Source organism: Pseudomonas sp. EA_35y_Pfl2_R111, assembly GCF_963970955.1.
In the GTDB taxonomy this organism is placed as follows: domain Bacteria; phylum Pseudomonadota; class Gammaproteobacteria; order Pseudomonadales; family Pseudomonadaceae; genus Aquipseudomonas.
The window spans coordinates 1,463,933-1,488,730 of sequence record NZ_CAXAOM010000001.1 but is presented as its reverse complement, the minus strand read 5'-3'; the positions used below and the strand labels follow the sequence as shown (position 1 = coordinate 1,488,730).

Annotated in this window: 21 protein-coding genes; 14 read left to right on the top strand and 7 right to left on the bottom strand. The window is 58.3% G+C overall.

Annotation, left to right across the window (positions count from 1 at the left end; translation table 11 throughout):
• Positions 1 to 16: 16 nt before the first annotated feature.
• Both AACY25_RS07080 and AACY25_RS07075 read right to left on the bottom strand, forming a co-directional pair.
• Positions 17 to 1,201: an NAD(P)/FAD-dependent oxidoreductase gene (locus tag AACY25_RS07080; RefSeq protein ID WP_339523383.1), complete on the bottom strand. Its 1,185-nt coding sequence runs from the start codon at positions 1,199 to 1,201 to the stop codon at positions 17 to 19.
• A gap of 55 nt (positions 1,202 to 1,256) precedes the next feature.
• The gene (locus AACY25_RS07075; RefSeq protein ID WP_339523382.1) at positions 1,257 to 1,832 is read right to left on the bottom strand and encodes a GNAT family N-acetyltransferase; all 576 of its coding nucleotides are present in this window, start codon (positions 1,830 to 1,832) and stop codon (positions 1,257 to 1,259) included.
• 138 nt (positions 1,833 to 1,970) lie between these two features.
• On the opposite strand from AACY25_RS07075, the gene AACY25_RS07070 reads away from it, so the two are divergent.
• Positions 1,971 to 2,708 (top strand): substrate-binding periplasmic protein, encoded by a 738-nt coding sequence (locus AACY25_RS07070; RefSeq protein ID WP_339523381.1) that lies wholly within the window; start codon positions 1,971 to 1,973, stop codon positions 2,706 to 2,708.
• Positions 2,709 to 2,743: 35 nt separating this feature from the next.
• On the opposite strand, the gene AACY25_RS07065 is transcribed toward AACY25_RS07070, so the two are convergent.
• Positions 2,744 to 3,742 carry a GlxA family transcriptional regulator gene (locus AACY25_RS07065; protein WP_339523379.1) on the bottom strand — a complete coding sequence of 333 codons (999 nt, stop codon included), beginning with the start codon at positions 3,740 to 3,742 and terminating at the stop codon, positions 2,744 to 2,746.
• Positions 3,743 to 3,878: 136 nt separating this feature from the next.
• Between AACY25_RS07065 and AACY25_RS07060 the strand changes: the two genes are divergently transcribed.
• Positions 3,879 to 4,709: an alpha/beta hydrolase family protein gene (locus AACY25_RS07060; protein ID WP_339523377.1), complete on the top strand. Its 831-nt coding sequence runs from the start codon at positions 3,879 to 3,881 to the stop codon at positions 4,707 to 4,709.
• Between the two features lie 31 nt (positions 4,710 to 4,740).
• On the opposite strand, the gene AACY25_RS07055 is transcribed toward AACY25_RS07060, so the two are convergent.
• The 3 genes from AACY25_RS07055 to AACY25_RS07045 form a co-directional block, all read right to left on the bottom strand.
• Positions 4,741 to 5,976: a diguanylate cyclase domain-containing protein gene (locus tag AACY25_RS07055; RefSeq protein WP_339523375.1), complete on the bottom strand. Its 1,236-nt coding sequence runs from the start codon at positions 5,974 to 5,976 to the stop codon at positions 4,741 to 4,743.
• A 61-nt stretch (positions 5,977 to 6,037) separates the two neighbouring features.
• The gene (dbpA, locus tag AACY25_RS07050) at positions 6,038 to 7,417 is read right to left on the bottom strand and encodes an ATP-dependent RNA helicase DbpA (protein ID WP_339523373.1); all 1,380 of its coding nucleotides are present in this window, start codon (positions 7,415 to 7,417) and stop codon (positions 6,038 to 6,040) included.
• A 235-nt stretch (positions 7,418 to 7,652) separates the two neighbouring features.
• Positions 7,653 to 9,872, bottom strand: coding sequence for a primosomal protein N' (locus AACY25_RS07045; protein WP_339523371.1), 2,220 nt, complete (start codon positions 9,870 to 9,872; stop codon positions 7,653 to 7,655).
• Between the two features lie 157 nt (positions 9,873 to 10,029).
• Between AACY25_RS07045 and rpmE the strand changes: the two genes are divergently transcribed.
• The 4 genes from rpmE (at position 10,030) to AACY25_RS07025 (ending at position 13,879) form a co-directional block, all read left to right on the top strand.
• The gene (rpmE, locus tag AACY25_RS07040; RefSeq protein ID WP_275960444.1) at positions 10,030 to 10,245 is read left to right on the top strand and encodes a 50S ribosomal protein L31; all 216 of its coding nucleotides are present in this window, start codon (positions 10,030 to 10,032) and stop codon (positions 10,243 to 10,245) included.
• 26 nt (positions 10,246 to 10,271) lie between these two features.
• Positions 10,272 to 11,072 carry a thermonuclease family protein gene (locus AACY25_RS07035; RefSeq protein ID WP_339523370.1) on the top strand — a complete coding sequence of 267 codons (801 nt, stop codon included), beginning with the start codon at positions 10,272 to 10,274 and terminating at the stop codon, positions 11,070 to 11,072.
• On the top strand, positions 11,069 to 12,508 hold the full coding sequence (locus AACY25_RS07030) for a M48 family metalloprotease (RefSeq protein WP_339523369.1): 1,440 nt from the start codon (positions 11,069 to 11,071) through the stop codon (positions 12,506 to 12,508). The genes AACY25_RS07035 and AACY25_RS07030 overlap by 4 nt, the downstream gene beginning before the upstream one ends.
• Positions 12,509 to 12,610: 102 nt before the next feature.
• Positions 12,611 to 13,879 (top strand): malic enzyme-like NAD(P)-binding protein, encoded by a 1,269-nt coding sequence (locus AACY25_RS07025; protein ID WP_339408879.1) that lies wholly within the window; start codon positions 12,611 to 12,613, stop codon positions 13,877 to 13,879.
• A gap of 98 nt (positions 13,880 to 13,977) precedes the next feature.
• On the opposite strand, the gene AACY25_RS07020 is transcribed toward AACY25_RS07025, so the two are convergent.
• The gene (locus tag AACY25_RS07020; protein WP_445262119.1) at positions 13,978 to 16,392 is read right to left on the bottom strand and encodes a penicillin-binding protein 1A; all 2,415 of its coding nucleotides are present in this window, start codon (positions 16,390 to 16,392) and stop codon (positions 13,978 to 13,980) included.
• Between the two features lie 184 nt (positions 16,393 to 16,576).
• Between AACY25_RS07020 and AACY25_RS07015 the strand changes: the two genes are divergently transcribed.
• From AACY25_RS07015 to AACY25_RS06980, 8 genes are read left to right on the top strand one after another with little or no spacing between them, the layout of a single operon-like run.
• Positions 16,577 to 17,641, top strand: coding sequence for a pilus assembly protein PilM (locus AACY25_RS07015; protein ID WP_339523367.1), 1,065 nt, complete (start codon positions 16,577 to 16,579; stop codon positions 17,639 to 17,641).
• The gene (gene pilN, locus AACY25_RS07010; protein WP_339523366.1) at positions 17,641 to 18,213 is read left to right on the top strand and encodes a type 4a pilus biogenesis protein PilN; all 573 of its coding nucleotides are present in this window, start codon (positions 17,641 to 17,643) and stop codon (positions 18,211 to 18,213) included. Before AACY25_RS07015 ends, pilN begins: the two co-directional genes overlap by 1 nt.
• Positions 18,210 to 18,833 (top strand): type 4a pilus biogenesis protein PilO, encoded by a 624-nt coding sequence (gene pilO, locus AACY25_RS07005; RefSeq protein WP_339523365.1) that lies wholly within the window; start codon positions 18,210 to 18,212, stop codon positions 18,831 to 18,833. Before pilN ends, pilO begins: the two co-directional genes overlap by 4 nt.
• Complete coding sequence (gene pilP, locus AACY25_RS07000; RefSeq protein WP_339523364.1) at positions 18,833 to 19,354, top strand: type 4a pilus biogenesis lipoprotein PilP; 522 nt, start codon at positions 18,833 to 18,835, stop codon at positions 19,352 to 19,354. The genes pilO and pilP overlap by 1 nt, the downstream gene beginning before the upstream one ends.
• Positions 19,355 to 19,409: 55 nt before the next feature.
• Positions 19,410 to 21,530 carry a type IV pilus secretin PilQ gene (gene pilQ / locus AACY25_RS06995; RefSeq protein WP_339523866.1) on the top strand — a complete coding sequence of 707 codons (2,121 nt, stop codon included), beginning with the start codon at positions 19,410 to 19,412 and terminating at the stop codon, positions 21,528 to 21,530.
• 4 nt (positions 21,531 to 21,534) lie between these two features.
• On the top strand, positions 21,535 to 22,053 hold the full coding sequence (aroK, locus tag AACY25_RS06990; protein WP_339523362.1) for a shikimate kinase AroK: 519 nt from the start codon (positions 21,535 to 21,537) through the stop codon (positions 22,051 to 22,053).
• 51 nt (positions 22,054 to 22,104) lie between these two features.
• Complete coding sequence (aroB, locus tag AACY25_RS06985) at positions 22,105 to 23,208, top strand: 3-dehydroquinate synthase (protein WP_339523864.1); 1,104 nt, start codon at positions 22,105 to 22,107, stop codon at positions 23,206 to 23,208.
• A gap of 10 nt (positions 23,209 to 23,218) precedes the next feature.
• The gene (locus tag AACY25_RS06980) at positions 23,219 to 24,775 is read left to right on the top strand and encodes an AAA family ATPase (protein ID WP_339523360.1); all 1,557 of its coding nucleotides are present in this window, start codon (positions 23,219 to 23,221) and stop codon (positions 24,773 to 24,775) included.
• Positions 24,776 to 24,798: the final 23 nt, after the last annotated feature.

Below are 24,798 nucleotides of genomic sequence, written 5' to 3'. Positions count from 1 at the left end.
CAGTGCTGACAGCGGTTTAGACATAGTGTGCCGCCGCATAGCCCGAGGCCCAGGCCCACTGAAAGTTGAAACCGCCCAGATGGCCCGTCACATCCAGCACTTCGCCAACAAAATACAGCCCCGGTGATTTCAGCGATTCCATGGTCTTCGATGACACCTCGCGGGTATCCACGCCGCCCAGCGTGACCTCGGCGGTGCGGTAGCCCTCGGTGCCGGCTGGCACCAGTTGCCAGTCGCCAAGCTGCCCGGCAATTGCCTTGAACTCGGCGTGGGTGTACTGCTTCATCGGTTTGGAAGCGAACCAGTTGTCCGCCAGCAGGCCGGCCATTTTCTTGGTAAACAGCTCGGCGAGCAGGGTTTTCAGCTCGCTGTTCGGCCGTTCGCGTTGCTGCTCGGCCAGCCACTCGGGCAGGTCGATATGTGGCAGCAGGTTGATGCTGATGGCCTCGCCCGGTTGCCAGAACGAGGAAATCTGCAGAATCGCCGGGCCGCTTAAGCCGCGGTGGGTAAACAGGATGTTTTCCTTGAAGCTCTGCCCGTTGCAGCTCACCACACAGTCTTCCACCGAGGTGCCGGACAGCTCGTTGCACAGCTCCTTAAGCTGCGGGTCGGTAATGGTGAACGGCACCAGGCCGGCGCGGGTTGGCAGCAACTCGTGGCCGAACTGTTTGGCTACCTGATAGCCAAAGCCGCTGGCGCCGAGGGTCGGAATCGACAGGCCGCCGGTGGCGATCACCAGCGATTCGCAGCGCACTGCGCCGGCGCTGGTCTGCAGCTGGTAGCCGCTGTCCAGTTTGCTTATCTCGCTGACCGAAGTGTCCAGACGCAGATCGACGCCGGCTTCATCGCACTCGCCCAGCAGTAGGCCGAGGATGTCGCTGGCCTTGTTATCGCAGAACAGCTGGCCGAGCTTCTTCTCGTGGTACGGCACGCCGTGCTTGGCCACCAGGCCGATAAAGTCCCATTGGGTGTAGCGCGCCAGGGCGGACTTGCAGAAGTGCGGGTTTTCCGAGAGAAAGTTGCTCGGCTCGCAATACATATTGGTGAAATTGCAGCGCCCACCGCCGGACATCAGGATCTTCTTGCCGGCCTTGTTGGCGTGATCCAACAGCAGCACCTGACGGCCCCGCGCGGCAGCCGTCAGCGCGCACATAAGCCCGGCGGCACCGGCTCCGATAATCACGACCTGGGGTGTAAGCACAGCAATATCCTCAACCTGCGACGTGCGCCAGGGCGGGCGCAAAACAGCGCGCATCTTAACTGCAAGTTGTCGGGTGCGCTTGCGGGCGGGACGTGAGGTCGTAGGCCATCACCTGCATGCCAATATCCAGCATGTCGGTACTGAATGGGATTTCGCCGCAGCTGCGAAAACCGAAGCGTGCATAAAAGTTCTGGGCCGCGCGATTGCTCTGCAGCACATCCAGCCATAGCAGGTGTTGCTGCCGTGCTAATGCACGCCCACAGATAACCCGCAGTAACTGCTCACCATAGCCTTTGCCGGTCGCGGACTTGAGCAGGTAGATCTTCTGCAGTTCTACGCCCACTGCGCCTAATGTGTTGTGCAGCGGCATGGGGCTGTTCCAGTTGAGTTTGGCAAAGCCCTGAGCGTTGCCGGCCCCATCCTTGGCCAGCAGCCATAGATGCTGGTTCGTCGCTGCGAGCGAGCTGGCTAGGTTCTCGCTTGAAAAATCATCGGAAAGAAAGCGCTGCATCCCCGCGTGCGTCCAGACTCCACTGAAATGCTCACGGTAGGTATCGCAGCCGATGCGCTGCAAAGTCTCTAGATCAGCCTGTGTGGCATCGTGAATGAGTAGGGATTGTTGTGGCCCCATGTGGCAGAACTCCTGTTTGCCGCGGTGGATTATTGCCTGCACAGAGTAGCTTCCGGGATGTTCGCGGCTATGACTGCGCTGTCAAAAAACGCTGTGGCAGCTAGGATTAGTTTTCCGCTTGCTCTGGAACCGCCGTTGATGAATGGACTGCGTGCCTGCCTGCTGTCGTGGGCGCTGTTGGCACCCCTGTATGGCAACGCTGCAGAGACCTTGCGTCTGGTGGCTGACCCCTGGCCGCCATTCAATGACCAGTCGCTGCTAAACAACGGCGTGGCATCCGACTTGGTGACCACTGCCCTGACGCGCGCCGGCTACACCACCAGTTACGCTCAGGTACCTTGGGAGCGTGCGGTGCGGGGGTTGCAGCAGGACATCTATGATGTGCTGATCAATGCCTGGTACACCGATGAGCGGGCGGTGTTTGGTCATTACTCGCAGCCTTACTTGATCAACCGCATCCGCTTTCTGCAGCGTAAGGGCAGTCAGATCAGCTTCAAGCAGTTGCCCGATCTGTACCCCTACAGCATTGCCGTGGTGCGTGGTTATGCCTATTCCAATGAGTTTGATCAGGACAGCCGGCTGACCAAGGTCGGCGTGGTCGGCTTTGAAGTGGGCGCACGCATGCTGCAGGCACGGCGGGTGCAGTTGACCCTGGAAGATGAACTGGTAGCGCGTTATCACCTAAGCCGCGGCCTGGTCGGGATTCGCGATCAGCTGGAATTTCTACCGCAGCCGTTAAGCGAGAACGGCCTACATATCCTGGTCAGCCGCAAACATCCGCAGCATCAGCAGATTGCCGATGCCTTCAACAAGGCGATCGAGGAAATGCGTGCCGATGGCAGCTATGCGCAGATCTTTAAGCGTCACGGCTTGTAGAGCGTTGCTGTCAATTCTGGGTCATGTTGCGCTGATCACGGGCGTACATTCTCAAAGCGTTTGCGATACGCACTAGGCGTAAGTCCCACCCGTTGTTTGAACAGGCGCCGAAAGGAGTTGCCGTCGTCATAGCCCACCTGCAGGGTGATCTGGTCAAACGCTTGCTGGCTGCTTTCCAATAAGAACTTGGCCCGCTCGATACGCAAATTCTGCAAATACTCAATGGGCGTTTGCTCAGTGGCGGCTTTGAACCGGCGGATAAAGTTGCGCATGCTCAAGCAGAACGCCTCAGCCACCTGCTCCATAACAATGCCCTGCGCCAGGCGATGCTCCAGCCAGACCTGGATCTTGAGAATCTCGGCGTCGGTATGGTTTTTCTTGAAGGTGGTGCAGGCGTAGGGGGTCTGGCTGCGCACGGCGACATCGACCAGCAGTTTCTTCGCGCACTCGGCAGCCAGCTGGGGTGAGGAAAATTTGCGGATCAGGTGCAGCAACAGGTCGCTGCCGCTTGTGGAGCCTCCCGAGCACAGCACCTGGCCGTCATCCGTTACGGTGCGCTCGGGTTGTAACTTCACCTTGGGGAAGCGTCGCGTGAATTGTTCGCTGAACAGCCAGTGCGTGGTGGCGCAGCGCCCATCCAGCAGCCCGGCCTGGGCGGTGACAAACGCACCGGTGCACATGCTGGCGATATAGCTGCCTTGCTGGTGCTGCAGTTGCAGCCATTCGACCATTCTGCCCAGGCCGGGCAGCACGCCGAGAATGTTGAACATAAAGCCGGGCACGATAATCAGCTGCGGGTTGTGTACCTCATCCAGGGCTTTGTCCGGGGTCAGTCGCAGGCCGCCGGTGCAGGCTACGCTGTGGCCATCGATTGACGCGGTTTGCAGGGTGAACAGCTGTGCCTGGCCGAGTTTATGGCTCGCGCTTTTCTCGGTCGCATAGTGGTGCAACACATTGGCGGTTGCGAAGAACTCCAGGGTCGCGGCCACGCTGGTAGAGGAGCAGTGATCGGCCATCAGGACGGTGACGCGCATTGCTACTCTCCGGTCTGCGGGGCGTACTGATAAAAATCGCATGTTATATGTCATTTCTGCCCATAGAGGCAGCCATGCGTGCGCTCTAGTCTGTGCTTATCAGCTTCCGATCATCGATAACACAGGGATTTCCAGCATGAAGAACACGGCATACCGACTGTTCAAAAAGCCTTTCTTCGGCCGCTTTGTGCGGCCCTGGCGCTGGCCGGAAAATGTTGAGCAGAGCCAGTGGCAGCGCCTGACCGTCGATAGCCAGTCGGGTGCGCGCATCTCTGCGCTGCTGGCTGCGGCGCACACCGCGCAGGCCAAAGGCGCAGTGTTGCTGGCGCACCCCATGGGCGTGGCGGCCAAGGGCTTCTGGATAAAGTACGGGCATGCCGAGCTGCTGCGTCAGGCGGGCTATCACGTGATGCTGTTTGATTTGAACGGCTTCGGCGAAAGCACCTCGACCACTATGGATTACCCGCTGGATGTGCTCGCCGCCGGCCAGGCGCTGCAGGCGCAGTACCCGGCGTTACCTATTGCGGTACTCGGTGCTTCCATGGGTGCGGCCATGAGCCTGTGCGCGTTGGCGCAGCCCGATCATCCGTTCAAGGTGGCGGTGCTGGAATCAGCCTTTCCGACCCTGCTGCACTTCTGGTCGCGTTACCCCATTCCCAAGCTGGGTATCCAGCTGTCCAAGCTGGTGTATCCCGCTGGTGAGCGCAGCTTGCGCCCCACCTACGCCGCGCAGCGCCTGGTGGGCCGCCCGGAGCTGTTGCTGATTTACGGCGAGGCCGATGAGCTTACCCCGGTCAAAGACGGCAAGTTGCTGCTGCAGGCTTTGCAGGGCAAAACCGCCGTGGAGTTCTGGCAGGTGCCGGGGGCCGAGCATACCCATGCCTACGCCGCGCAGCCGCAGAGCTATGCGCAGCGTGTCATTGGGTTTCTGGATAAGCATCTGCAGGCGCAGCGCCTGGCGTCTTGATGACGGAGCAGCGTGGCTTTCTATTGCTGCGTTACTGCCAGCAGTTGCGCCTGCGGCCCTGGTTCTTGGCCTGATACAGGCGCAGGTCGGCCTGGTGCAGCAGGCTTTCCAGGTCGTCCGGGGCGCCATGGTAGATGCCCGCACTGAAGGACAGGGGCGGTGCGCCGATGGCGTATTTCAGATTGGCGCAGTGGTTGCGCAGCTGGTCGAGTGTGTCGCTCAGGGTTGCGGCGTCCTGCTGGCTGACCATGGCGAACTCTTCACCACCCAGACGGCCGAGCAGGGCGTCGGGGAAGGTGGCGGAAAACGCGCGGGAGAAGGCGATCAGTGCTGCGTCGCCGCTGGCGTGGCCATGTTCGTCGTTGATCCGTTTGAAGAAGTCCAGGTCGAGCATTGCCACGCTAAGGTCGCGGCCGCCCGAGCGGGCCTGCTGGAACAATTGCTGGCCATGCTCATAAAAGGCGCGGCGATTATTTAGGCCGGTCAGGGCATCGAACTGTGCCGCTTGTTTCAGTGCGCGCAGCAGGTCGCGGCGTTCCAGGGTCGACATCACCCGGCAGTTGAGTTCTTCCGGACAGAAGGGTTTGCGCAGAAAATCATCGGCGCCGTGCTTGATAAATTTGGCGCTGAGCGAGCCTTTCACGTCAGCCGAGAGGCCGAGAATGATCAGTTCGTGGCGCTTCATCTTTTGCCGCAGCAGTTTGACCAGGTCGAAACCGCTCAGCCCCGGCATGCTGTGGTCGACCACCAGCAAGTCGATATCCGGCTGCTCCTTGAGGATGCGCAGGGCGTCGTCGCCGTCGCAGGCTTCAAGAATCTGGTAGCGATGCGGGGTCAGCACGTGGCGGATGTAATGGCGGGTGGCGTCGGAGTCCTCGGCTATGAGGATCTTCACCTCGCTGTTGCTTTCCAGGCGGTGCAGCAGGCGGAAGGCGTACTCGTAGGAGTGCTGGCTTTCCTTGAGCACGTAGTCGACCACGCCCTTGAGCAGCATCTGGTCACGGCGCTGCTCGTTATAGGTGCCACTGAGCACGATGCACGGCAGGTGATAGCCCATCACCACATCGACGATCTCACCATCCGGGGCGTCTGGCAGGTTGAGGTCGACGATGGCGGCGAAGAACAGCTCGGCCGAGGTTTCCAGCATCACCTGGGCTTCGCCCATGGAGGCGCAGAAAATCGGCTGAAAACCGCTCTCCTTGCGAAACAGATGCTCGAGAATTTTCAGCACCAGCGGGCTGTCTTCGATCACCAGAATATTGCGCAAGGGGGCTACTCCTCTGTCGCTGGCCGCGTCAATGCAGCCGTCTATTTAGCTCATGCGGAAACTATAGGGTACGAATACGCAGCGAGCGGCCCTTGATCTTGCCTTCACTGAGGCACTTGAGTGCCTGCATAGCAACAACGCGCTCGACGGCCACATAGGCCTGGAAGTCGAAGATCGCGATCTTACCGACCTGCGCGCCAGGGATGCCCGCAGCGCCAGTCAGTGCGCCGAGAATATCGCCGGGGCGCAGTTTGTCTTTGCGCCCGGCGCCGATGCACAGGGTAATCATTGGCGGCTGTAACGGCGCGCCGCCCTGGTGTTTCAGGCTGCTCAGCGGATGCCAGTTGAGCGGCGCCCTTTGCAGGGTTTCAATGGCTTGGGCGCGATGGCCTTCGGCGGGGGCAACCAGGCTCATGGCCAGGCCCTTTTCACCGGCACGACCGGTACGGCCGACGCGGTGAATATGAATTTCCGAGTCACGCGCCAGTTCGACGTTGATCACCATGTCCAGCGCATCGATATCCAGGCCGCGCGCGGCCACATCGGTGGCCACCAATACGGACAGACTGCGGTTGGCGAACATCGCCAGCACTTGATCACGGTCGCGTTGTTCTAGGTCACCGTTCAGCGCGGCGGCCGAGATGCCTTTAGCGGTCAGGTGGTCGACCACTTCCTGGCACTGCTGCTTGGTAAAGCAGAAGGCCACACAGGATTGCGGTCGGTAGCAGTTGAGCAGCTTGACCACCGCGTCCATGCGCTCTTCCGGGGCGATCTCGTAGAAGCGCTGCTCGATCTGCGTATCGTCGTGCAGGGCGTCGGCTTTGACCTGCTGCGGATCGCGCATAAACGCTGCGGACAATTGCTTGATCCCGCTCGGGTAGGTGGCGGAGAACAGCAGGGTCTGCCGGCGGCTTGGGGTCTGGCCGATGATCTCGGCGATGCTGTCGTAGAAGCCCATGTCGAGCATGCGGTCGGCTTCGTCGAGCACCAGGGTGTTCAGACCGTCGAGCTTCAGAGTGCCCTTGCTCAGGTGCTGCTGGATGCGCCCTGGGGTGCCGACGATGATCTGCGCGCCGTGTTCCAGCGAGCCGATCTGCGGGCCGAATGGCACGCCGCCGCACAGGGTAAGAATCTTGATGTTGTCGGCGGAGCGCGCCAGGCGACGCAGTTCTTTGGCCACCTGATCGGCCAGCTCACGGGTCGGGCAGATCACCAGTGCCTGGCAGCCAAAGTAGCGCGGGTTAAGCGGGTTGAGCAGGCCGATGCCGAAGGCCGCGGTTTTGCCACTGCCGGTCTTGGCCTGGGCAATCAGGTCCATGCCCTTGAGCATGACGGGCAGGCTCTGCGCCTGAATCGGAGTCATCTCGGTGTAACCGAGCGACTCGAGGTTCGCCAACATGGCGGCGGAAAGCGGCAGAGAAGAGAAAGCGGTGTTGGTCACGGTACAGGCCTGCTAAACGAAATGGCGTGCAGTGTAACAGGCTGCGCTCTACGCCCTGACGTTAACAGGCGGCCGGTCGTGGGCCGGCGCGGCTTAGAACCTTATTTACGATCTCGCGAGCTAGAGCCATGCAAGGAAAAAACAGGCGAGGAAGCGGAGTTTACTGCTGTAAGTGAGCATTCCGAGCCTGTTTTTAACGCAGCAGGGCCGACGCGCAGCAGATCGTAAAAAGGTTCTAGAAGAGGTCGATCGGGTCGACGTCTAACGACCAGCGCACCGCGCGGCCGCTGGGCATCTGTTCCAACGCGTGCATCCAGGTATTGAGCAAACGGTGCAGCGGCGCGCGGGCGTTGGCTTGTACCAACAATTGCGCGCGATAACGACCGGCGCGGCGCTCCATCGGTGCCGGCACTGGGCCGAGCAGTTCGATGCCGCTGAGTTTCAGCTCACTGAGTAGCAGCTCCGCTTCGCTGCAGGCGTCGTCGAGAAAACCTTCGGCCTGGCCGGGTTTATGGGCTTCGGCGCGCAACAGGGCGAGGTGGCAGAACGGCGGCAGGCCGGCACCGCGACGTTCACTCAGAGCCTGTTCGGCGAAGGCGAAGTAGCCCTGTTCGGTCAGCTGCACCAATAAAGGATGGTCGGCCAGGTGGCTCTGGATAATCACCTTGCCCGGTTCCTCGGCGCGCCCGGCACGACCGGCGACCTGCACAATCAGCTGGGCCATACGTTCGCTGGCGCGAAAATCCGCGGAAAACAGCCCGCCATCGGCATCGAGAATCGCCACCAAAGTCACGCGTGGGAAGTGGTGGCCCTTGGCGAGCATCTGGGTGCCGACCAGGATGCACGGTTCGCCGCGCTGCACGGTGTTAAACAAGGTGGTCATGGCCTCTTTGCGCGAGGTGCTGTCGCGGTCGACGCGCAATACCGGCACGTCGGGAAAGAGAATCTCCAGGCGCTCTTCGGCGCGCTCGGTGCCCGCGCCGACCGGGCGCAGGTCGACGTTGTTGCACTTCGGGCAGTTGCTCGGCTGGCGCTCGACGTGGCCGCAGTGGTGGCAGCGCAGCTCGCGCGAGCGCTGGTGCACGGTCATCCGCGCGTCGCAGCGCGGGCACTCGGACAGCCAGCCGCAGTCGTGACAGAGCAGGGTCGGGGCAAAGCCGCGGCGGTTGAGGAACACCAGCACCTGCTGGCCAGCTTGCAGGGTCTGGGCGATGGCTTGCTGCATCGGGCCGGAGATACCGGAATCGAGCGGCCGGCTTTTTACATCCAGGCGCAGAAAGCGCGGCTGCTTGGCCCCGCCGGCGCGCTCGCGCAGATGCAGCATGGCGTAGCGGCCGCTATGAGCGTTGTGCAGGCTTTCCAGCGAGGGTGTGGCCGAGCCCAAGACAATCGGGATGTTCTCCTGATGGGCGCGCACCACGGCCAGATCGCGAGCGTGGTACCGCAGGCCTTCCTGCTGTTTATAGGAGGCGTCGTGTTCTTCGTCGATGATGATCAGTCCCGGGCGCTGCATCGGGGTGAACAGCGCCGAGCGGGTGCCGATGATGATATCAGCCTCGCCATCGCGCGCCGCCAGCCAGGCGTCCAGACGCTCGCGATCATTTACCGCCGAGTGCAGCAGGGCGATACGCGCGTTGAAGCGCTGCTCGAAGCGCGCCAGGGTCTGCGGGCCGAGGTTGATCTCGGGGATTAGCACCAGGGCCTGCTTGCCAGCCTCGAGGGTTTCGCGGATCAGCTGCAGGTAGACCTCGGTCTTGCCGCTGCCGGTGACCCCGGCGAGAAGAAAGGCGTTGAAACTGCCAAAGCCCGAACGGATCGCCTCGCTGGCCGCGCGCTGTTCGGCATTCAGCGGCAGTTCCGGCTGCGCCAGCCAGTTGGCGTGGCGCTCGCTCGGCGCATGGCGGCGTACCTCGACCTTGACCAGGCCTTTTTCCAGCAGCAGGTCGAGGCTGTCTTTGTTCAGTTGCAGCTTGCTCAGCAGTGGATGGGCGACGCCGTGGGGGTGCTGGGCCAGGGTTTTCAGCGCATCCCGCTGGCGCGGCGCGCGGCTTAGGCGCGGGTCATCGAACTGCGCGCCTTCCGTGACCGACCAGAAACGCTGCTGGCGTACTTCGGCTGGTTCGCCCTGGCGCAGCAGTACCGGCAGCGCCCAACTCAGGGTGTCGCCGAGGCTGTGCTGATAGTACTGGGCGGTCCACAGGCACAGCTTGAACAGCGCCGGCGGCAGCGGTGATTGGGCGTCGAGCAGTTGCAGGGCTGGCTTGAGCTTGTCCGCCGGCACGTCGCTGTGCTCGGTCACCTCGATCAGGATGCCGATCATCTCGCGCCGACCAAACGGCACACGCAGCCGCGCGCCTGGCTGCAGAGCGCTGCGCGGCACACCGGGCGGGGCACGGTAGTCGAACAGGCGGCGCAGCGGTGAGGGCAGGGCGAGGCGCAGAATAACGTCGGGCACGCAGTAGGGCTCCTTGTTGCAGGGCGCGATCTTAGCATGCAGCCAGTCGACGGCCGGCCTTGCGTCGCTGCGGTGCTCTGGTATTATCGCCGGCCTAATTCCGTGCGGTACCTGACAATAGTGTCTGGTGGCGGCACGACAGTCCTGAGGAATCACCATGAAAGCCGATATCCACCCGAACTATGTAGCCATCACCGCCACCTGCAGCTGTGGCAACGTGATCGAAACTCGCTCCACCCTGGCCAAGCCACTGAGCCTGGACGTGTGCAACGAGTGCCACCCGTTCTACACCGGCAAGCAGAAAATGCTGGATACCGGCGGCCGTGTTGATCGCTTCAAGCAGCGTTTCGGCATGTTCGGCGCCAAGCAGTAAGCTTGCGCGCAGCGAGGGAGGCCCTGATGGGTTACCCCGCGCTACTGAAAAAGGCGTCCCTAGTGGGCGCCTTTTTCGTTTTCGGCGTTTATGCAGGCTGCGCCCTGGCGTCCTGCCCGGCGCCGGGCAACTTGCCCAGCGCCAAGGTGCAGCGCGTGGTGGATGGTGACACCCTGCGTCTGGTCGATGGGCGCACTGTGCGTCTGATCGGCCTTAATACTCCGGAAATGGGCCGTCAGGGCCGCTCTGCTGAGCCTTTTGCCGAAGCTGCGCGCAAACGCTTGCAGGCGCTGGTCGCGGCCAGCGATGAGCGCGTTTCGTTGCAGTACGGCAAACAGACCAAGGATCACTACGGACGCACTCTGGCGCATGCCTACGACGACCGCGGTCGCAATCTGGAGGCGCAGTTGCTGGCCGAGGGCTTGGGCTATCTGGTGGCTGTCGCGCCCAATCTGGCGCTGGTGCCGTGTCAGCAAGCCGCCGAGCGCAGTGCGCGGCAGGTACGTGCCGGGCTCTGGCAGCGTTCGCCGGTGCAAACCGCTGAGCAGTTGAGCAGTGGTGGCTTTGCCCTGCTGCAGGGTCAGGTCGAGCGTGTCGAACGCAATGGCGGCGGGCTGTGGTTGGAGATGGGTGATGCGCTGGTGCTGCATATTGCTCCCCGGGTGTTGGGCAATTTTGATCTGCGTGCTGTCCAAGGCCTTGAAGGTCGCAAGGTCGAGGCCCGCGGTTGGGTGATCGACCGCTCCAAGCGTGGCGGTTTACGCGCGGGGCAGGCGCGCTGGATGCTGCCGTTGACCGATAAGGCCATGTTGGAGGTGTTGCCATGATCTTGCGCGTAATGACGGTGTTCGTCCTGCTGCTGCAGTTGGTGGGTTGCGCAGTCAACCCGGCCACCGGCCGCAGCAACTTTGTGATGATGAGCGAGCAGCAGGAACTCGACCTCGGCCGTCGTTACAATCAGCAGATCCTCAAAGAAAATCCGCTCTACGCCGACGAAAAGTTGCAGGCCTACGTGCAACAGATCGGTGAGCGGGTGGCCAAGCACAGCCACCGCAACCAGTTGGCCTATCAGTTCACCGTGGTCGACAGCCCGGATATCAACGCCTTTGCCTTGCCGGGCGGTTACATCTATATCCATCGCGGGCTGTTGGCTTATCTCAGCTCGGAAGCCGAACTGGCCGCTGTGCTTGGCCACGAAGTGGGCCACGTTACCGCGCGGCACAGCGTGCAGCAGCAAAGCCAGTCCACCGCCTGGGGCTTGCTGGGCCAGGCCGTGGCGATTGGTACCGGCGTGGGTGCCGCTGCCGATGTCACCGGCGTGGTGGGCAGCGCCTTTGTGCGGGGCTATGGCCGCGATATGGAGCTGGAGGCTGACGGTCTCGGCGCGCAGTATCTGGCCCGCAGCGGCTATGACCCGCAGGCGATGATCGAAGTGGTCAAGGTGCTGAAAAATCAGGAAGACTTCGCCCGCGACCAGGCTGCAGCGAGCGGTGAGGCGCAGCCGGCCGGCGGTTACCACGGGTTGTTCGATACCCATCCGGATAACGACCGGCGTTTGCAGCAGGTACTAGGCCCTGCGCGGGCCTTGGCCACCGGCCAGCAGGAGGTCAATCGCGAGGTCTTTCTCAAGCGACTGGAAGGTTTGCCCTTCGGTGACTCTGCCGAAACTGGCGTGCGTCGTGGCCAGCGCTTCTATCACGCCGATCTGAACTTTACCCTGGCGTTTCCCCAGGGCTGGAGCCTGCTCAATCGCCCGGATGCGCTGATCGGCCATACCGCCGATCAGCAAGCGTTTATTGCCATGACCCTGGAAGATAACCCGCAGAACCTGACGCCGGCTGAGTTGCTGCGCCAGCGTGTCGGCGGTCAGCGGCTGGTGGCGGGCGTCGAGTTGCAGCAGGCTGGTCTCACGGGCTACAGCGCGGTGATTCCAGGCAATGCCGCCAAGCGCGTGGCGGTTATCCAGCAGGGTGTGCGGGTTTACCTGTTTGTCGGTGCGGTGCGTGGTCGCGCCTCGTTGGAAAGCCAGGATGAGCAGTTTCTCAGCGTGATCAAAAGCTTCCGGCCGATGACCAGTGCCGAGTACCAGCAGGCGCAGCCGCTGCGCCTGCAAATGGTCAAGGTCAAGCCTGGGCAAACCATTGAAGCGCTGACCAAGGGCAGCAAGTTGCCAGGTGACGCGCTGAAGACTCTGCGCCTGTTGAATAACCTCTACCCGACAGGTCAGCCGCGTGCTGGCGACTGGCTGAAGGTCGTGCGCTAGGGCCCGCGTGCCCATCCGGACTTGCCAGTCTTGTGCAGCTGTATACAACTTGCGTATCCTCGGCCGCCTGCCTGTTCAACAGCCCAAAGCGGAAATGCCAACATGTCTGATTTGAAAACAGCCGCTCTCGAATATCACGCCAAACCCCGTCCGGGTAAGCTGAGTGTCGAGCTAACCAAGCCCACCGCAACCGCACGCGATCTGTCCTTGGCTTACAGCCCGGGCGTCGCTGAGCCTGTGCGCGAAATCGCGCGTGATCCGGAGCTGGCGTACCGCTACACCGGCAAAGGCAACCTGGTGGCAGTCATTTCCGACGGTACTGCGATTCTCGGTCTCGGCGATCTCGGCCCGCTGGCTTCCAAGCCGGTGATGGAAGGCAAAGGCGTGCTGTTCAAGCGCTTTGCCGGTATCGACGTATTCGATATCGAAGTCGAGTCCGAGAGCCCGCAGGCCTTTATCGACACCGTACGCCGTATCTCGATCACCTTTGGTGGCATCAATCTGGAAGACATCAAAGCACCTGAGTGCTTTGAAATTGAACGCACGCTGATCGAACAGTGCGACATTCCAGTGTTCCACGATGACCAGCATGGCACCGCGATCGTCACCGCCGCCGGCATGCTCAACGCCCTGGAAATCGCCGGCAAGACCTTGCCAGAGGCCAAGATCGTCTGCCTGGGTGCTGGCGCTGCAGCAATCTCCTGCATGAAGCTGCTGGTGAGCATGGGCGCCAAGGTCGAGAACATCTTTATGATCGACCGCAAAGGCGTGATCCACGCCGGCCGCGACGATCTGAACCAGTACAAGGCGGTATTCGCCAGCGAAACCGACAAGCGCACCCTGGCTGATGCGCTGGACGGTGCTGACGTTTTCGTCGGCCTATCGGGGGCCAACCTGCTGGCGCCGGAAGACCTCAAACGCATGGCGCCGAGCCCGATCGTGTTCGCCTGCTCCAACCCAGATCCGGAAATCAAACCGGAGCTGGCTCATGAAGTGCGTAATGACGTGATCATGGCCACCGGTCGTTCCGACTACCCGAACCAGGTCAACAACGTCCTGGGCTTCCCGTTCATCTTCCGTGGTGCGCTGGACGTTCGCGCGACCCGCATCAACGAAGAGATGAAGATCGCCGCTGCACTGGCCCTGCGTGACCTGGCCAAGCTGCCGGTGCCGCAGGAAGTCTGCGACGCCTACGGCGGCATTGCCCTGTCGTTCGGCCGTGAGTACATCATTCCGAAGCCGATGGACCCACGTCTGATCACCGTGGTCTGCGATGCCGTGGCTAAGGCTGCGATTGAGAGCGGTGTGGCGACTCTGCCGTATCCAAAGCATTACCCGCTGCAGTCGGTAAACGACGTGTTCAACGGCTAAGCGCTTAGCTCAAGAGCAATAAAAAAACCCGCCTCGGCGGGTTTTTTTATTGGCGCTATTTTGGCTTTCTCAGGCGTCACGCGACTGCCACAGAGGTTTTAGAACAGGTCGATTGGCGCTGCTTCATCGGCCGGTAGCGGGCTGCCAGGGATATACATGCCAGGCTCAAACTCGCCCATGGGCGGCGGCGAGTCCTCACTCTTGAACAGCTCGAAGTAGGCCTCCGGAGTATCCGGCGTGGCTGCGCGGCCGCTGTGTGGGTCGATGCGCAGGGTCAGCAGGCCTTCGGGTTCTGCCAACAGGTGGCTGGGCTTGTCCTTGAGGGCCGCGGCCGTATAGCTCATCCAGATCGGCAGGGCCACGGTGCCGCCATACTCGTTGCGGCCAAGACTTTCCGGCTGGTCGAAACCGGCCCAGACGGTGGTGATGTAGTCCGCGTTATAGCCGGAGAACCAGCTGTCTTTCGACTCGTTGGTAGTGCCGGTTTTGCCTGCCAGGTCATCGCGGCCCAGGGCCATGGCACGGCGGCCAGTGCCGCGCTTGATCACGTCCTGGAGCATGCTGGTCATGATGTAGGCGGTGCGCTCATCGATGATCTGTTCGGCAAGCACAGGCTCAGGCGGCAGTGGCTGGTCGCCGACGCTGAGTTGCAAGGCGCTGCTCTGTTCTGCGCGTTGAGCTATGCCGGTGGGGGTTTGCGCGGGGCTTGCATTAAATAGTTGCTTGCCGGTGCGGTCCTCGATTCGTTCGATCAGGTAAGGCTCGGTTTTGTAGCCGCCGCTAGCAAACACACTCCAGCCCTCAGCAATTTCCATTGGTGTGAGGCTCGCGGTGCCCAGCGCCAGAGACAGATTGGGCGGCAGGTCCTTCGTCTCAAAGCCAAAGCGCTCGATATAGCTCAAGGTGTTGGCAATGCCGAGGTCCTGCAATAGGCGAATCGACACCAGGTTACGCGAGCGGTACAGGGCTTCGCGCAGGCGGATCGGGCCGAGGAAGGTGTTGTTGTCATTCTTCGGTCGCCATACCTGCGACAGCGCATCGTCGGCGAATACAATCGGCGCGTCATTCACTAGCGTGGCGGCTGTGTAGCCGTTATCCAGCGCGGCGCTGTACACAAAGGGTTTGAAGCTTGAGCCCGGCTGGCGCTTGGCCTGCGCGGCGCGGTTGTAATTGCTTTGCTCGAAGGAGAAACCACCTACCAGCGCGCGAATTGCGCCGTTGTTTGGGTCCAGCGAGACCAGGGCGCTCTGCGCCGCCGGCAGCTGAACAAAGCGTAAGCTGCTGTCTTCCTGGCTCTGCACGCGGATCAGGTCACCGATCTGGCTGACATCGGCGGGCTGCTGTGGGCGAGGGCCGAGGCTATTGGTATTCAGAAACGGTCGCGCCCATTTCATGCTGTCCCAGGCCACGGCGTGTTCTTCGCCGTTGCGCAGCAGGACCATAATTCCGCTTTTCTCTACGCCAGTAACAATGGCCGGTTCCAGGCCGCCGAGAGAGGTTTGCTTGCTCAGCTCCGCTTGCCAGTTTTCCTTGGTCATGCCGGGTAAACGGCTTTCCGGTCCACGATAGCCGTGGCGCTGATCATAAGCGATCAACCCCTCGCGGACTGCCGAGTTGGCCGCGAGCTGCAGGTCGCTGGATACCGTGGTGGTGACGTTAAAACCATCGGTGTAAGCCTCGCTGCCGTAGCGGCCGACCATTTCTGCGCGTGCCATCTCGGCTATATAGGGTGCCGCCAGCTCCGGTGCGGGTACGTGGTAGCTGACGTTGATGGGTTCAGCCAGGGCTTCTTCATAGCGCTGTTTATCGATGCGGCCTAGGCCGTACATGCGCCCAAGAATCCAGTCCCTGCGCTCCATTGAACGGGCTGGATTGGCCAGCGGGTTATAGCGTGATGGGGCTTTGGGTAGGCCGGCAATCATTGCCATTTGCGCAAGGCTGGCCTCGCGTATGGATTTGCCGTAATAAACCTGTGACGCTGCTTCGATACCGTATGCACGATTGCCTAGGTAAATCTTGTTGACATAAAGCTCAAGGATTTCGTTCTTACTGAGCTCTCGTTCAATCTGTAGGGCAAGAAGTATCTCATTGATCTTGCGGGTGAAACTTCTTTCGCTGGTCAGAAAGAAGTTCTTCGCCACTTGCATGGTAATGGTGCTGCCGCCGGTTTGAATTTGCCCGCTTTTCAAGATTTGCGTTGCAGCGCGCATCAGGCTAGTAAGGTCGACGCCATAATGGTTGGCAAAGTTGTCGTCTTCAGCTGCCAGCAAAGCGTTGATGAAGTCTGGAGGGATTTCCGCAAAGGCGATTGGCGAGCGGCGCATTTCACCGAATTCAGCAATTAGCTTGGCATCGCTGCTATAGACCCGCAGTGGAATCTGCAGCTGGATGCTGCGCAAAGATTCGACGGATGGAAGGCTAGGGCTAAGATAGAGGAAGGCCCCGCTGAAACTGAGTACCAGGCCACAAAAAGCGGCGAGGCAAGACCAGCAAAAAAAACGTAAAAGACGCATCAAGATTTTTGGATTTCCAGATAAAAGAACGGGTTAAGCGAAACACAAGGTTAAAAGAGAAAAACTGATCACATTATAAGCGGTTTTTTTGCTGGGTAGCCATTTGCGCTTCTGTCAAGACTGTTATTTAATGTGAAAAAACATAAATAGTCCGTAAGTCGCGGATGCCAATAGGAAATCGGTCGTGCTAGGGCTCTTCAATAAGAAAGCGAATACGCTACTCGGGATCGATATCAGTTCGACCTCCGTCAAGCTCCTCGAATTGAGCCGCTCCGGAAGCCGCTACAAGGTAGAGGCTTACGCAGTCGAGCCGCTCCCGCCAAACGCGGTGGTTGAAAAGAACATTGCCGAGCTAGAGGGTGTGGGGCAAGCCCTCGCGCGCGTGCTCGCCAAAGCCAAGAGCGGTGTGAAAACCGTGGCGGTGGCGGTGGCGGGTTCTGCAGTGATTACCAAGACCATCGAAATGGAAGCCGGGCTTTCCGATGATGAGCTGGAGAATCAGCTGAAGATCGAGGCCGACCAGTACATCCCTTATCCCCTGGAAGAAGTCGCAATCGACTTTGAGGTGCAGGGTGCCTCTGCGCGCAATGCTGATCGCGTCGAGGTGCTGCTTGCGGCATGCCGCAAGGAGAACGTTGAGGTTCGTGAAGCCGCTCTGGCGCTTGCCGGCCTTACCGCTAAAGTGGTCGATGTCGAAGCCTATGCGCTTGAGCGTGCGTACGGTCTGCTGATCGATCAGCTGGGTGGTGGTCGTGAGGAACTGACCGTAGCGGTTGTCGATATCGGTGCAACGATGACTACGCTCAGCGTTCTGCACAACGGCCGCACTATCTATACCCGTGAGCAGCTGTTTGGCGGCAAGCAGCTCACCGAAGAAATTCAGCGTCGTTACGGCCTGTCCGTCGAAGAAGCGGGCCTTGCCAAGAAGCAAGGCGGTTTGCCAGACGACTATGACAGTGAAGTGCTGCAGCCATTTAAAGAGGCTGTGGTTCAGCAGGTTGCACGTTCTTTGCAGTTCTTCTTCGCTGCCGGTCAATTCAATGATGTCGACTACATCCTGTTGGCAGGCGGTACCGCGTCGATTCCAGACCTTGACCGTTTGATACAGCAAAAAATTGGCACCCAAACATTGGTCGCCAATCCATTTGCTGAGATGGCGCTGAGTGGCAAGGTCAACGCGGGCGCGCTCGCCAGCGATGCGCCGGCCTTGATGATTGCCTGTGGCCTGGCGATGAGGAGCTTCGACTAATGGCGCGGATTAACCTTCTACCCTGGCGCGAGCAACTACGTGAAGAGCGCAAGCAGCGCTTTTTGGTGACGCTTGCAGGTGTGTTTATTGTTGCTGCTGGAGCTGTGTTTCTCGGCGATCAATACCTGAGCGGGGCAATAGAGCAGCAGGATGCACGGAATGAATTTGTGCGTAAGGAAATTGCCGTTCTGGATGCTCGGATTAAAGAAATCAGTGAATTGAAAACTCGTCGTCAGCAGCTTCTTGAGCGGATGAAAATTATTCAGGACTTGCAAGGTAACCGACCGATTATCGGCCGTGTCTTCGATCAGTTGGTTAGAACATTACCTGATGGTGTTCATTTCACTGGGGTGAAAATGACGGCAAAAAATATCGCTATTGTTGGCGCTGCTGAATCTAACAACCGTGTGTCGAACCTGATGCGAAATTTAGACGCATCGGAATGGCTGACTGCGCCAAACCTTACTGAGGTTAAGTCTGTGACGGCGGGTGCAGTTGATCAGGCTAATGTTTTTCAGTTAAGTGTGCAGCAAACTCAGCCTGGGCTTGCAGAAGAGGAGGCTGGAAAATGAGTCTTAACGATTCTTTAGAGAGCCTGCGGCAAATTGATTTAAATGATCTTGACCTTAATAATGTTGGTTCGTGGCCGGCAGCGGTAAAGTTTATTGCAGGTGTTCTGCTGTTAGTTGCAGTCGTAGCCTTAGGTTATAGCTTTCACCTTAAAGACTTACAGGTTCAGCTAGAGGGTAAGCAGGCCGAGGAGGTATCCCTCAAGGAGCAGTTTTCAGGTAAGGCTTTCCAGGCCGCAAATCTTGATGCTTACAAAGAGCAAATGCAGGAGATGGAAGTGTCATTTGGTGCGCTTTTGAAGCAGCTGCCAAGTGATACCGAGGTTCCCGGGCTCCTAGAGGATATAACCCGGACGGGGCTGGGTAGTGGTCTGGAATTCGAGGAAATTAAGCTGTTGCCTGAGGAAGTTCAGCAGTTTTATATAGAGTTACCTATTCAGATTTCAGTAGTGGGTGCCTATCACGACTTGGCGACTTTTGTTAGTGGTGTTGCAAGTCTTCCACGAATTGTTACCTTGCACGATTTTGATCTGGTGCCAGCTAGCGATGATGGCTCGACTAAATTGCGTATGAAAATATTGGCCAAAACTTATCGTTATAATGATAAGGGGGGGGCGCAGTGATGCTTGTCAGGCCCGCGTTGTTATTGTCTATATTAATTGTTTCTGGTTGCAGTGGTGGCGGTGATTTTGCAGACCTGCAGGCTTATATGGATGAGGTTCGCGCTCGTCCGAAAGGTTCAATTGAGCCTTTGCCAAAATTTCAGACCTATGAAAGCTTTACGTACAGCGCTGCAGCATTGAGAAGCCCATTCCAGCCTCCAGTGAAGTTGGAGGTGGCCGATCGGCAGAAGGGTTCTAAAAACATAAAGCCCGATGAAGCACGTACTAAGCAATTTCTCGAAGGTTTCAATATAGAAACTTTTGTAATGGTGGGCACCTTGGCGAATGATTCCGGAGCTTTTGCTCTGGTGAATGGTGCGGGAGGGGTTCACAGGGTTCGGGTTGGTGATTATCTCGGTCGCAATCATGGTCGAATAGTTGCTATAGACGAATCTAAGATTGATGTAATTGAAATCGTTCCGGACGGTGAGGGCGGTTGGTTGGAGCGGCCGCGCAGCCTGTCCCTCAAGGAGCGTTCTTAATCGGAGCGGAATGAATATGAAAAAGAATAATCGCCCTGCTCAACGGAATATGATGATGAAAAAAAGTCTCTCATTTTTTGGCTTTTCGCTGGTAAGTGCTTTTTTGTCGCCCTTATTGATGGCTGCAAATTTGCAAACGCTTGATGTTGCTGCATTGCCCGGGGATCTTGTTGAGCTGAAGTTGACTTTTGACGAGCCAGTACTTGCTCCGCGAGGTTATACAATAGATCAGCCGGCTCGCATTGCGCTTGATTTGCCTGGTGTGTCGAACAAGCTTGGTACAAAAAATAGAGAGCTTGGGGCAGGTAACGCGCGTAGCGTAACAGTTGTCGAGGCTAAGGACCGCACCCGGCTGATTATAAATCTGACCAGTCTTTCCCCTTACAGTACCCGCGCTGAGGGGAATAACCTTTTCGTAGTGGTTGGTGAGGGCGCTAGAGGTTCGCTAGCCAGTAGCCGAGAAGTGTCTGCTCCGATATCAACTCCAGCTTCTAAGTACATCGCTCAGTCGAGAGAAGTTAGTAATATTGATTTCCAGCGCGGCGAACAAGGGGAAGGGAATGTTGTTATTACCTTATCGGACGCGTCCATAAGCCCAGATATTCAAGATCAGGGCGGTAAAATTCGGTTAGATTTTGCCAAGACGCAGTTGCCTGAGTCACTTAGGGTAAAGCTTGATGTGAAAGATTTTGCAACTCCTGTGCAGTTCGTGAGTGCTATTGGCTCTGCAGGTGCGGCGAGTATTGTTATTGAGCCATCAGGTGTTTATGACTATTTGGTCTATCAAGCAGATAATAAGCTTACCGTCAGTGTGAAGCCGCTAACCCAGGTTGAAGCAGAGAAGCGTAAATCTGATAGCTTTGCGTATTCTGGTGAAAAGTTATCTTTAAATTTCCAAGATATTGATGTTCGCTCTGTATTGCAGCTAATCGCTGATTTTACTGATCTAAACCTAGTTGCGAGTGATACTGTTTCTGGGAATATAACACTTCGGCTTCAAAATGTTCCGTGGGACCAAGCTTTGGATTTGGTTCTCAAAACAAAGGGTTTGGACAAGCGTAGGGTTGGTAATGTTCTGATGGTCGCGCCGGCTGATGAAATTGCTGCGCGCGAACGCCAAGAGTTAGAGGCCCAGAAGCAAGTTTCTGAGTTGGCTCCTTTGCGTAAGGATTTTATTCAGCTTAATTACGCCAAGGCGTCGGATATTGCAAAACTCTATGAGAGTAAAGATAAAGAAGGCGAGTTGAAAGATGATATGCGTGGTACTGTTATTTCTGATGACAGAACCAATAGCCTGATTGTTACTTTGACTCAGGAGCGCATTGATGAGCTTCGTCGTATTGTTACCCAGCTGGATGTTGCTGTGCGCCAAGTAATGATTGAGGCGAGAATTGTGGAGGCGAACGTTAATTACGATAAGAGCTTGGGGGTGCGCTGGGGGGGGACGTTGGGAGGGGCTGGTGCAAAATGGCGCGCTAACGGGAAGGATGGTGCGACAGGTATCGATGCTGATGGAGCTGGGAGCTGTGGTCCATTTGCTGGTGTTTGTACTCGCCCTACGATAGGTGATACAAATGTGCCTGTTCCTTTTGTAGATCTTGGCGTTGTGAATAGTTCGGCTGGAATTGGCATTGGCTTTATTACGGATAACGCTATTTTGGACCTGCAGCTTTCTGCTATGGAGAAGACAGGCAATGGGGAGATTGTTTCTCAGCCGAAAGTTGTAACATCTGATAAAGAAACTGCGAAAATTCTCAAGGGTACTGAGGTGCCTTATCAAGAGGCGAGCTCCAGCGGCGCCACGACAGTTTCCTTTAAAGAGGCCGCGCTTTCTCTTGAGGTTACCCCGCAAATTACTCCCGACAATCGCATTATAATGGAGGTCAAGGTTACTAAAGACGAGCCTGACTATCCCAATGCGGTGTTAGGGGTTCCGCCAATCAAGAAGAATGAAGTTAATGCAAAGGTTCTTGTGCGTGATGGTGAGACCATCGTGATTGGTGGTGTTTTCTCTAATACTCGAAGTTCTTCTGTAGAGAAAGTTCCGTTTCTTGGCGATTTACCCTACCTAGGAAGAATTTTTCGTCGAGATATAGTTCAGGATAATAAATCGGAGTTATTGGTTTTCCTTACTCCGCGAATTATGAACGATCAAGCCATCGCGGTGAGTCGTTGATTCAGTGCAAAACTTGATTCTCGTTGGCCCGATGGGTGCTGGTAAAAGCACCATCGGGCGTTTGCTTGCTAAAGAGTTGCGTTTGCCGTTCAAGGATTCTGACAAAGAGATTGAGCAGCGCACGGGCGCGGACATTCCCTGGATCTTTGATGTTGAGGGTGAGCAGGGGTTTCGTGAGCGTGAGCAGGCGGTGATCGCAGAGCTTTGTGATGTTGACGGTATGGTCTTGGCTACCGGTGGCGGTGCGGTAATGCGGGCAGAAAACCGTGTTGCTCTAAGGCGCGGTGGTCATGTGGTCTATTTGCATGCTTCTGTTGAGCAGCAGGTTGATCGCACTTCGCGTGATCGTAATCGTCCACTGTTGCGGGCGGCGGATCCGGGTAAGGTTCTGGCTGATCTGTTGGCAGTTCGTGATCCGCTTTACCGTGAAATCGCCGACGTAGTAGTCGAAACTGACGAGCGTCCGCCTCGTCTGGTGGTACAAGAGATCCTTGAGCGTCTTGAGGCGCTTTCTCCCCGTTAAAGCGCAGGCTGAACTGCGCTATCCTAGGCCCCTTTGAAACCTGGGGGCTTTATGCAAACTCTTCATGTCGATCTTGGTGAGCGCAGCTACCCGATCTATATCGGTGGCAAGCTGTTGGCTCGTGATGATGTGTTGGCGGCCCACATTGTTGGTCGTCAAGTCGCGATCGTAACCAATGAGACAGTTGCTCCCCTATATCTCGCAGCGCTTGAACGCTCGCTTACTGGTTTTGCCGTAACTTCTGTGGTTTTGCCTGATGGCGAAAGTTATAAAACCTGGGAAACCCTGCAGCTGGTTTTTGATGGGTTGCTGGGCGCGCGGCATGACCGGCGCACGACTGTCATCGCCTTGGGTGGTGGTGTAATCGGTGATATGGCGGGTTTTGCCGCGTCGTGTTACCAGCGCGGTGTGAACTTTATCCAGGTGCCAACCACGCTGTTGTCGCAGGTTGACTCATCGGTTGGCGGTAAAACCGGGATCAACCATCCGTTGGGTAAGAACATGGTGGGAGCCTTCTACCAGCCGCAAGCAGTGCTGATCGATACCGCCACGCTGGCTACCTTGCCCGCTCGTGAGTTGTCTGCTGGCTTGGCCGAGGTGATCAAGTACGGCTTGATCTGCGATGAGCCATTCCTGTCCTGGCTTGAGGAGCATATGCCTGCATTGCGTGCTCTTGATCAGAAAGCACTGACCGCGGCGATTGCTCATTCATGTGCGGCCAAGGCTCGTGTTGTAGCGGCCGATGAGCGTGAGTCGGGGGTGCGCGCCACCTTGAATCTTGGCCACACCTTTGGCCATGCCATCGAGACGCATCAGGGTTATGGTGTCTGGCTGCATGGTGAGGCGGTGGCGGCGGGTACTGTCATGGCGTTGGATATGTCCGAGCGTCTGGGCTGGATTAGCGCGGCTGAGCGTGCGCGGGCCGTCAGGCTGTTTGTCGCTGCCGGTTTGCCGGTTGTTCCTCCCGCGGATATGACGTCTGAGGATTTTATGGAGCATATGGCGGTCGACAAGAAGGTTCTCGATGGCAAGCTGCGCCTGGTGTTGTTGCGCGGTTTGGGTGAGGCGGTTGTAACTGGTGATTTTCCCCGGGAAATTTTGAATGCCACGCTGAACGCAGATTATGCGGCGCAGCTGGCTCAGCTTAGAAATTAACGAGTGTCCCATGACAAGTTTGCATGCTGACGAGGCGTTTCTCGATCACTACCAGTTCACTCATGACCCCTTCGCTTCGCGCGTTCCGGGGTTCAAGTTCTTCCCGGCGCAGCGCAAGCCGGTGCTTGGGCAGTTGCACCATTTGGCGCGCTACAGCCAGTTGTTGCTGGTAGTCAGTGGGCCCGATGGTAGTGGTAAGACCCTGCTGCGCCAGGCGCTGGTAGCGAGCACCAATAAGCAGGCTGTGCAGAGTGTGGTGGTGTCTGCCAAGGGCGCTTCTGACCCTGCCAGTATTCTGCGTCAGGTCGCCCAGGGCTTGCAGGTGCAGCGCCCTGAGCTGCAGGCCATTCTTGCTCAGGTCGGCCGGTTGGCCCTGACCGGGCAGGACGTCTATGTGCTGGTTGATGACGCTGAGGATCTTAGTGACGCCGCGCTGACTAGCCTATTGAGCTTGGCAGTGGGTAATGCTGAAGGCCGTCCGCATGTATTTCTGTTTGCCGAGTCGCAGCTGCTGTCGCGTCTTGAAAATGTGGCGGCGGGCGATGAGTGTTTTCATGTCATCGAGCTGCAGCCCTACAGCGAGGAAGAAACCCGCGAGTATCTGGCCCAGCGCCTTGAAGGTGCGGCGCAGGGGATTGAAGTATTCAGCGATGAGCAGATTGCCGATATTCACGAGCAATCTGCTGGCTGGCCGGGTGTAATCAATCAGGTTGCGCGTGAGTCGCTGGTTGAATCGATGTTGGCGCAGCGTGGTGGGGCGAGTCGCGGTGGTTTTGCCTTCAATTTGCCGCGCAAGCATCTGCTGGCATTGTGCGTGGTCGCTATCGGGGTTTTGGCTGCCTGGTTTATGCAGGGGCGCGTCGTTGAAGATGTTGATGCGCCTGTTATTGCGCAGCTGCCGCTTGATGAGGCTGCACCGGCTGCAGTGGTTGCGCCACCAGCTGATGCTGCGGTTGCGCCTGCAATTCAGTTTGAAGGCGCAAACCAGCCGCTGCCGCTGCCTTTGGTGGGCGAGGCGCAGCCGGTTATTCGCGAGCCTTTGGCTCAGGCGGCTGGCTTGAGTGGTGCAGAAGAGGCTGACGCTGAGGGTGTTTCTGGGGCTGCAGATGTAGTGCCTGAAGCAGCTCCAGTCGTGTCGACGAGTGCCCCGGTTGCGCCTGTGGTTTCTGAGCCGATCAAGGTTGCTCCAGTGGTTACTCCGCCAGTTGCGCCCGTGACGGCTGCAGTGCCGCCGCCCATTAAGCCACAAGCACCGGCCGCTGCGGCCAAGCCTGCTGTTGTTGGTGATTGGTATGCCGCGCAGGCGGGCTCGCGTTATACCCTGCAGATCCTCGGGGCTCGGTTGGAAAGTGGTGCGCAGGCTTTTGTAAAAGCCAATGGTGCGGATTACCACTATTTCAAAAAGCAGCATCAGGGTAAGCCGCTGTACGTGGTCACCTACGGCAGTTTTGCCACGCGTGATGCGGCGCAGGCGGCCTTGCGTACCCTGCCTGCAAAGGTGCAGGCTGGTAAGCCATGGCCGCGTAACTTTGCTGGCATTCAGCAAGAGATTGCCCAGGCGCGCTAGCTGATACACTTCAGCGCTCGCGC

What these genes read in the sequence shown, in the direction of transcription:
- AACY25_RS07075 (WP_339523382.1), bottom strand. Translation starts at nt 1,832, where the DNA reads ATGGGGCCACAACAATCCCTACTCATTCACGATGCCACACAGGCTGAT.
- AACY25_RS07070 (WP_339523381.1), top strand. Translation starts at nt 1,971, where the DNA reads ATGAATGGACTGCGTGCCTGCCTGCTGTCGTGGGCGCTGTTGGCACCC.
- AACY25_RS07065 (WP_339523379.1), bottom strand. Translation starts at nt 3,742, where the DNA reads ATGCGCGTCACCGTCCTGATGGCCGATCACTGCTCCTCTACCAGCGTG.
- AACY25_RS07060 (WP_339523377.1), top strand. Translation starts at nt 3,879, where the DNA reads ATGAAGAACACGGCATACCGACTGTTCAAAAAGCCTTTCTTCGGCCGC.
- rpmE (WP_275960444.1), top strand. Translation starts at nt 10,030, where the DNA reads ATGAAAGCCGATATCCACCCGAACTATGTAGCCATCACCGCCACCTGC.
- AACY25_RS07035 (WP_339523370.1), top strand. Translation starts at nt 10,272, where the DNA reads ATGGGTTACCCCGCGCTACTGAAAAAGGCGTCCCTAGTGGGCGCCTTT.
- AACY25_RS07030 (WP_339523369.1), top strand. Translation starts at nt 11,069, where the DNA reads ATGATCTTGCGCGTAATGACGGTGTTCGTCCTGCTGCTGCAGTTGGTG.
- AACY25_RS07025 (WP_339408879.1), top strand. Translation starts at nt 12,611, where the DNA reads ATGTCTGATTTGAAAACAGCCGCTCTCGAATATCACGCCAAACCCCGT.
- AACY25_RS07020 (WP_445262119.1), bottom strand. Translation starts at nt 16,392, where the DNA reads ATGCGTCTTTTACGTTTTTTTTGCTGGTCTTGCCTCGCCGCTTTTTGT.
- pilN (WP_339523366.1), top strand. Translation starts at nt 17,641, where the DNA reads ATGGCGCGGATTAACCTTCTACCCTGGCGCGAGCAACTACGTGAAGAG.
- pilO (WP_339523365.1), top strand. Translation starts at nt 18,210, where the DNA reads ATGAGTCTTAACGATTCTTTAGAGAGCCTGCGGCAAATTGATTTAAAT.
- pilP (WP_339523364.1), top strand. Translation starts at nt 18,833, where the DNA reads ATGCTTGTCAGGCCCGCGTTGTTATTGTCTATATTAATTGTTTCTGGT.
- pilQ (WP_339523866.1), top strand. Translation starts at nt 19,410, where the DNA reads ATGAAAAAAAGTCTCTCATTTTTTGGCTTTTCGCTGGTAAGTGCTTTT.
- aroB (WP_339523864.1), top strand. Translation starts at nt 22,105, where the DNA reads ATGCAAACTCTTCATGTCGATCTTGGTGAGCGCAGCTACCCGATCTAT.
- AACY25_RS06980 (WP_339523360.1), top strand. Translation starts at nt 23,219, where the DNA reads ATGACAAGTTTGCATGCTGACGAGGCGTTTCTCGATCACTACCAGTTC.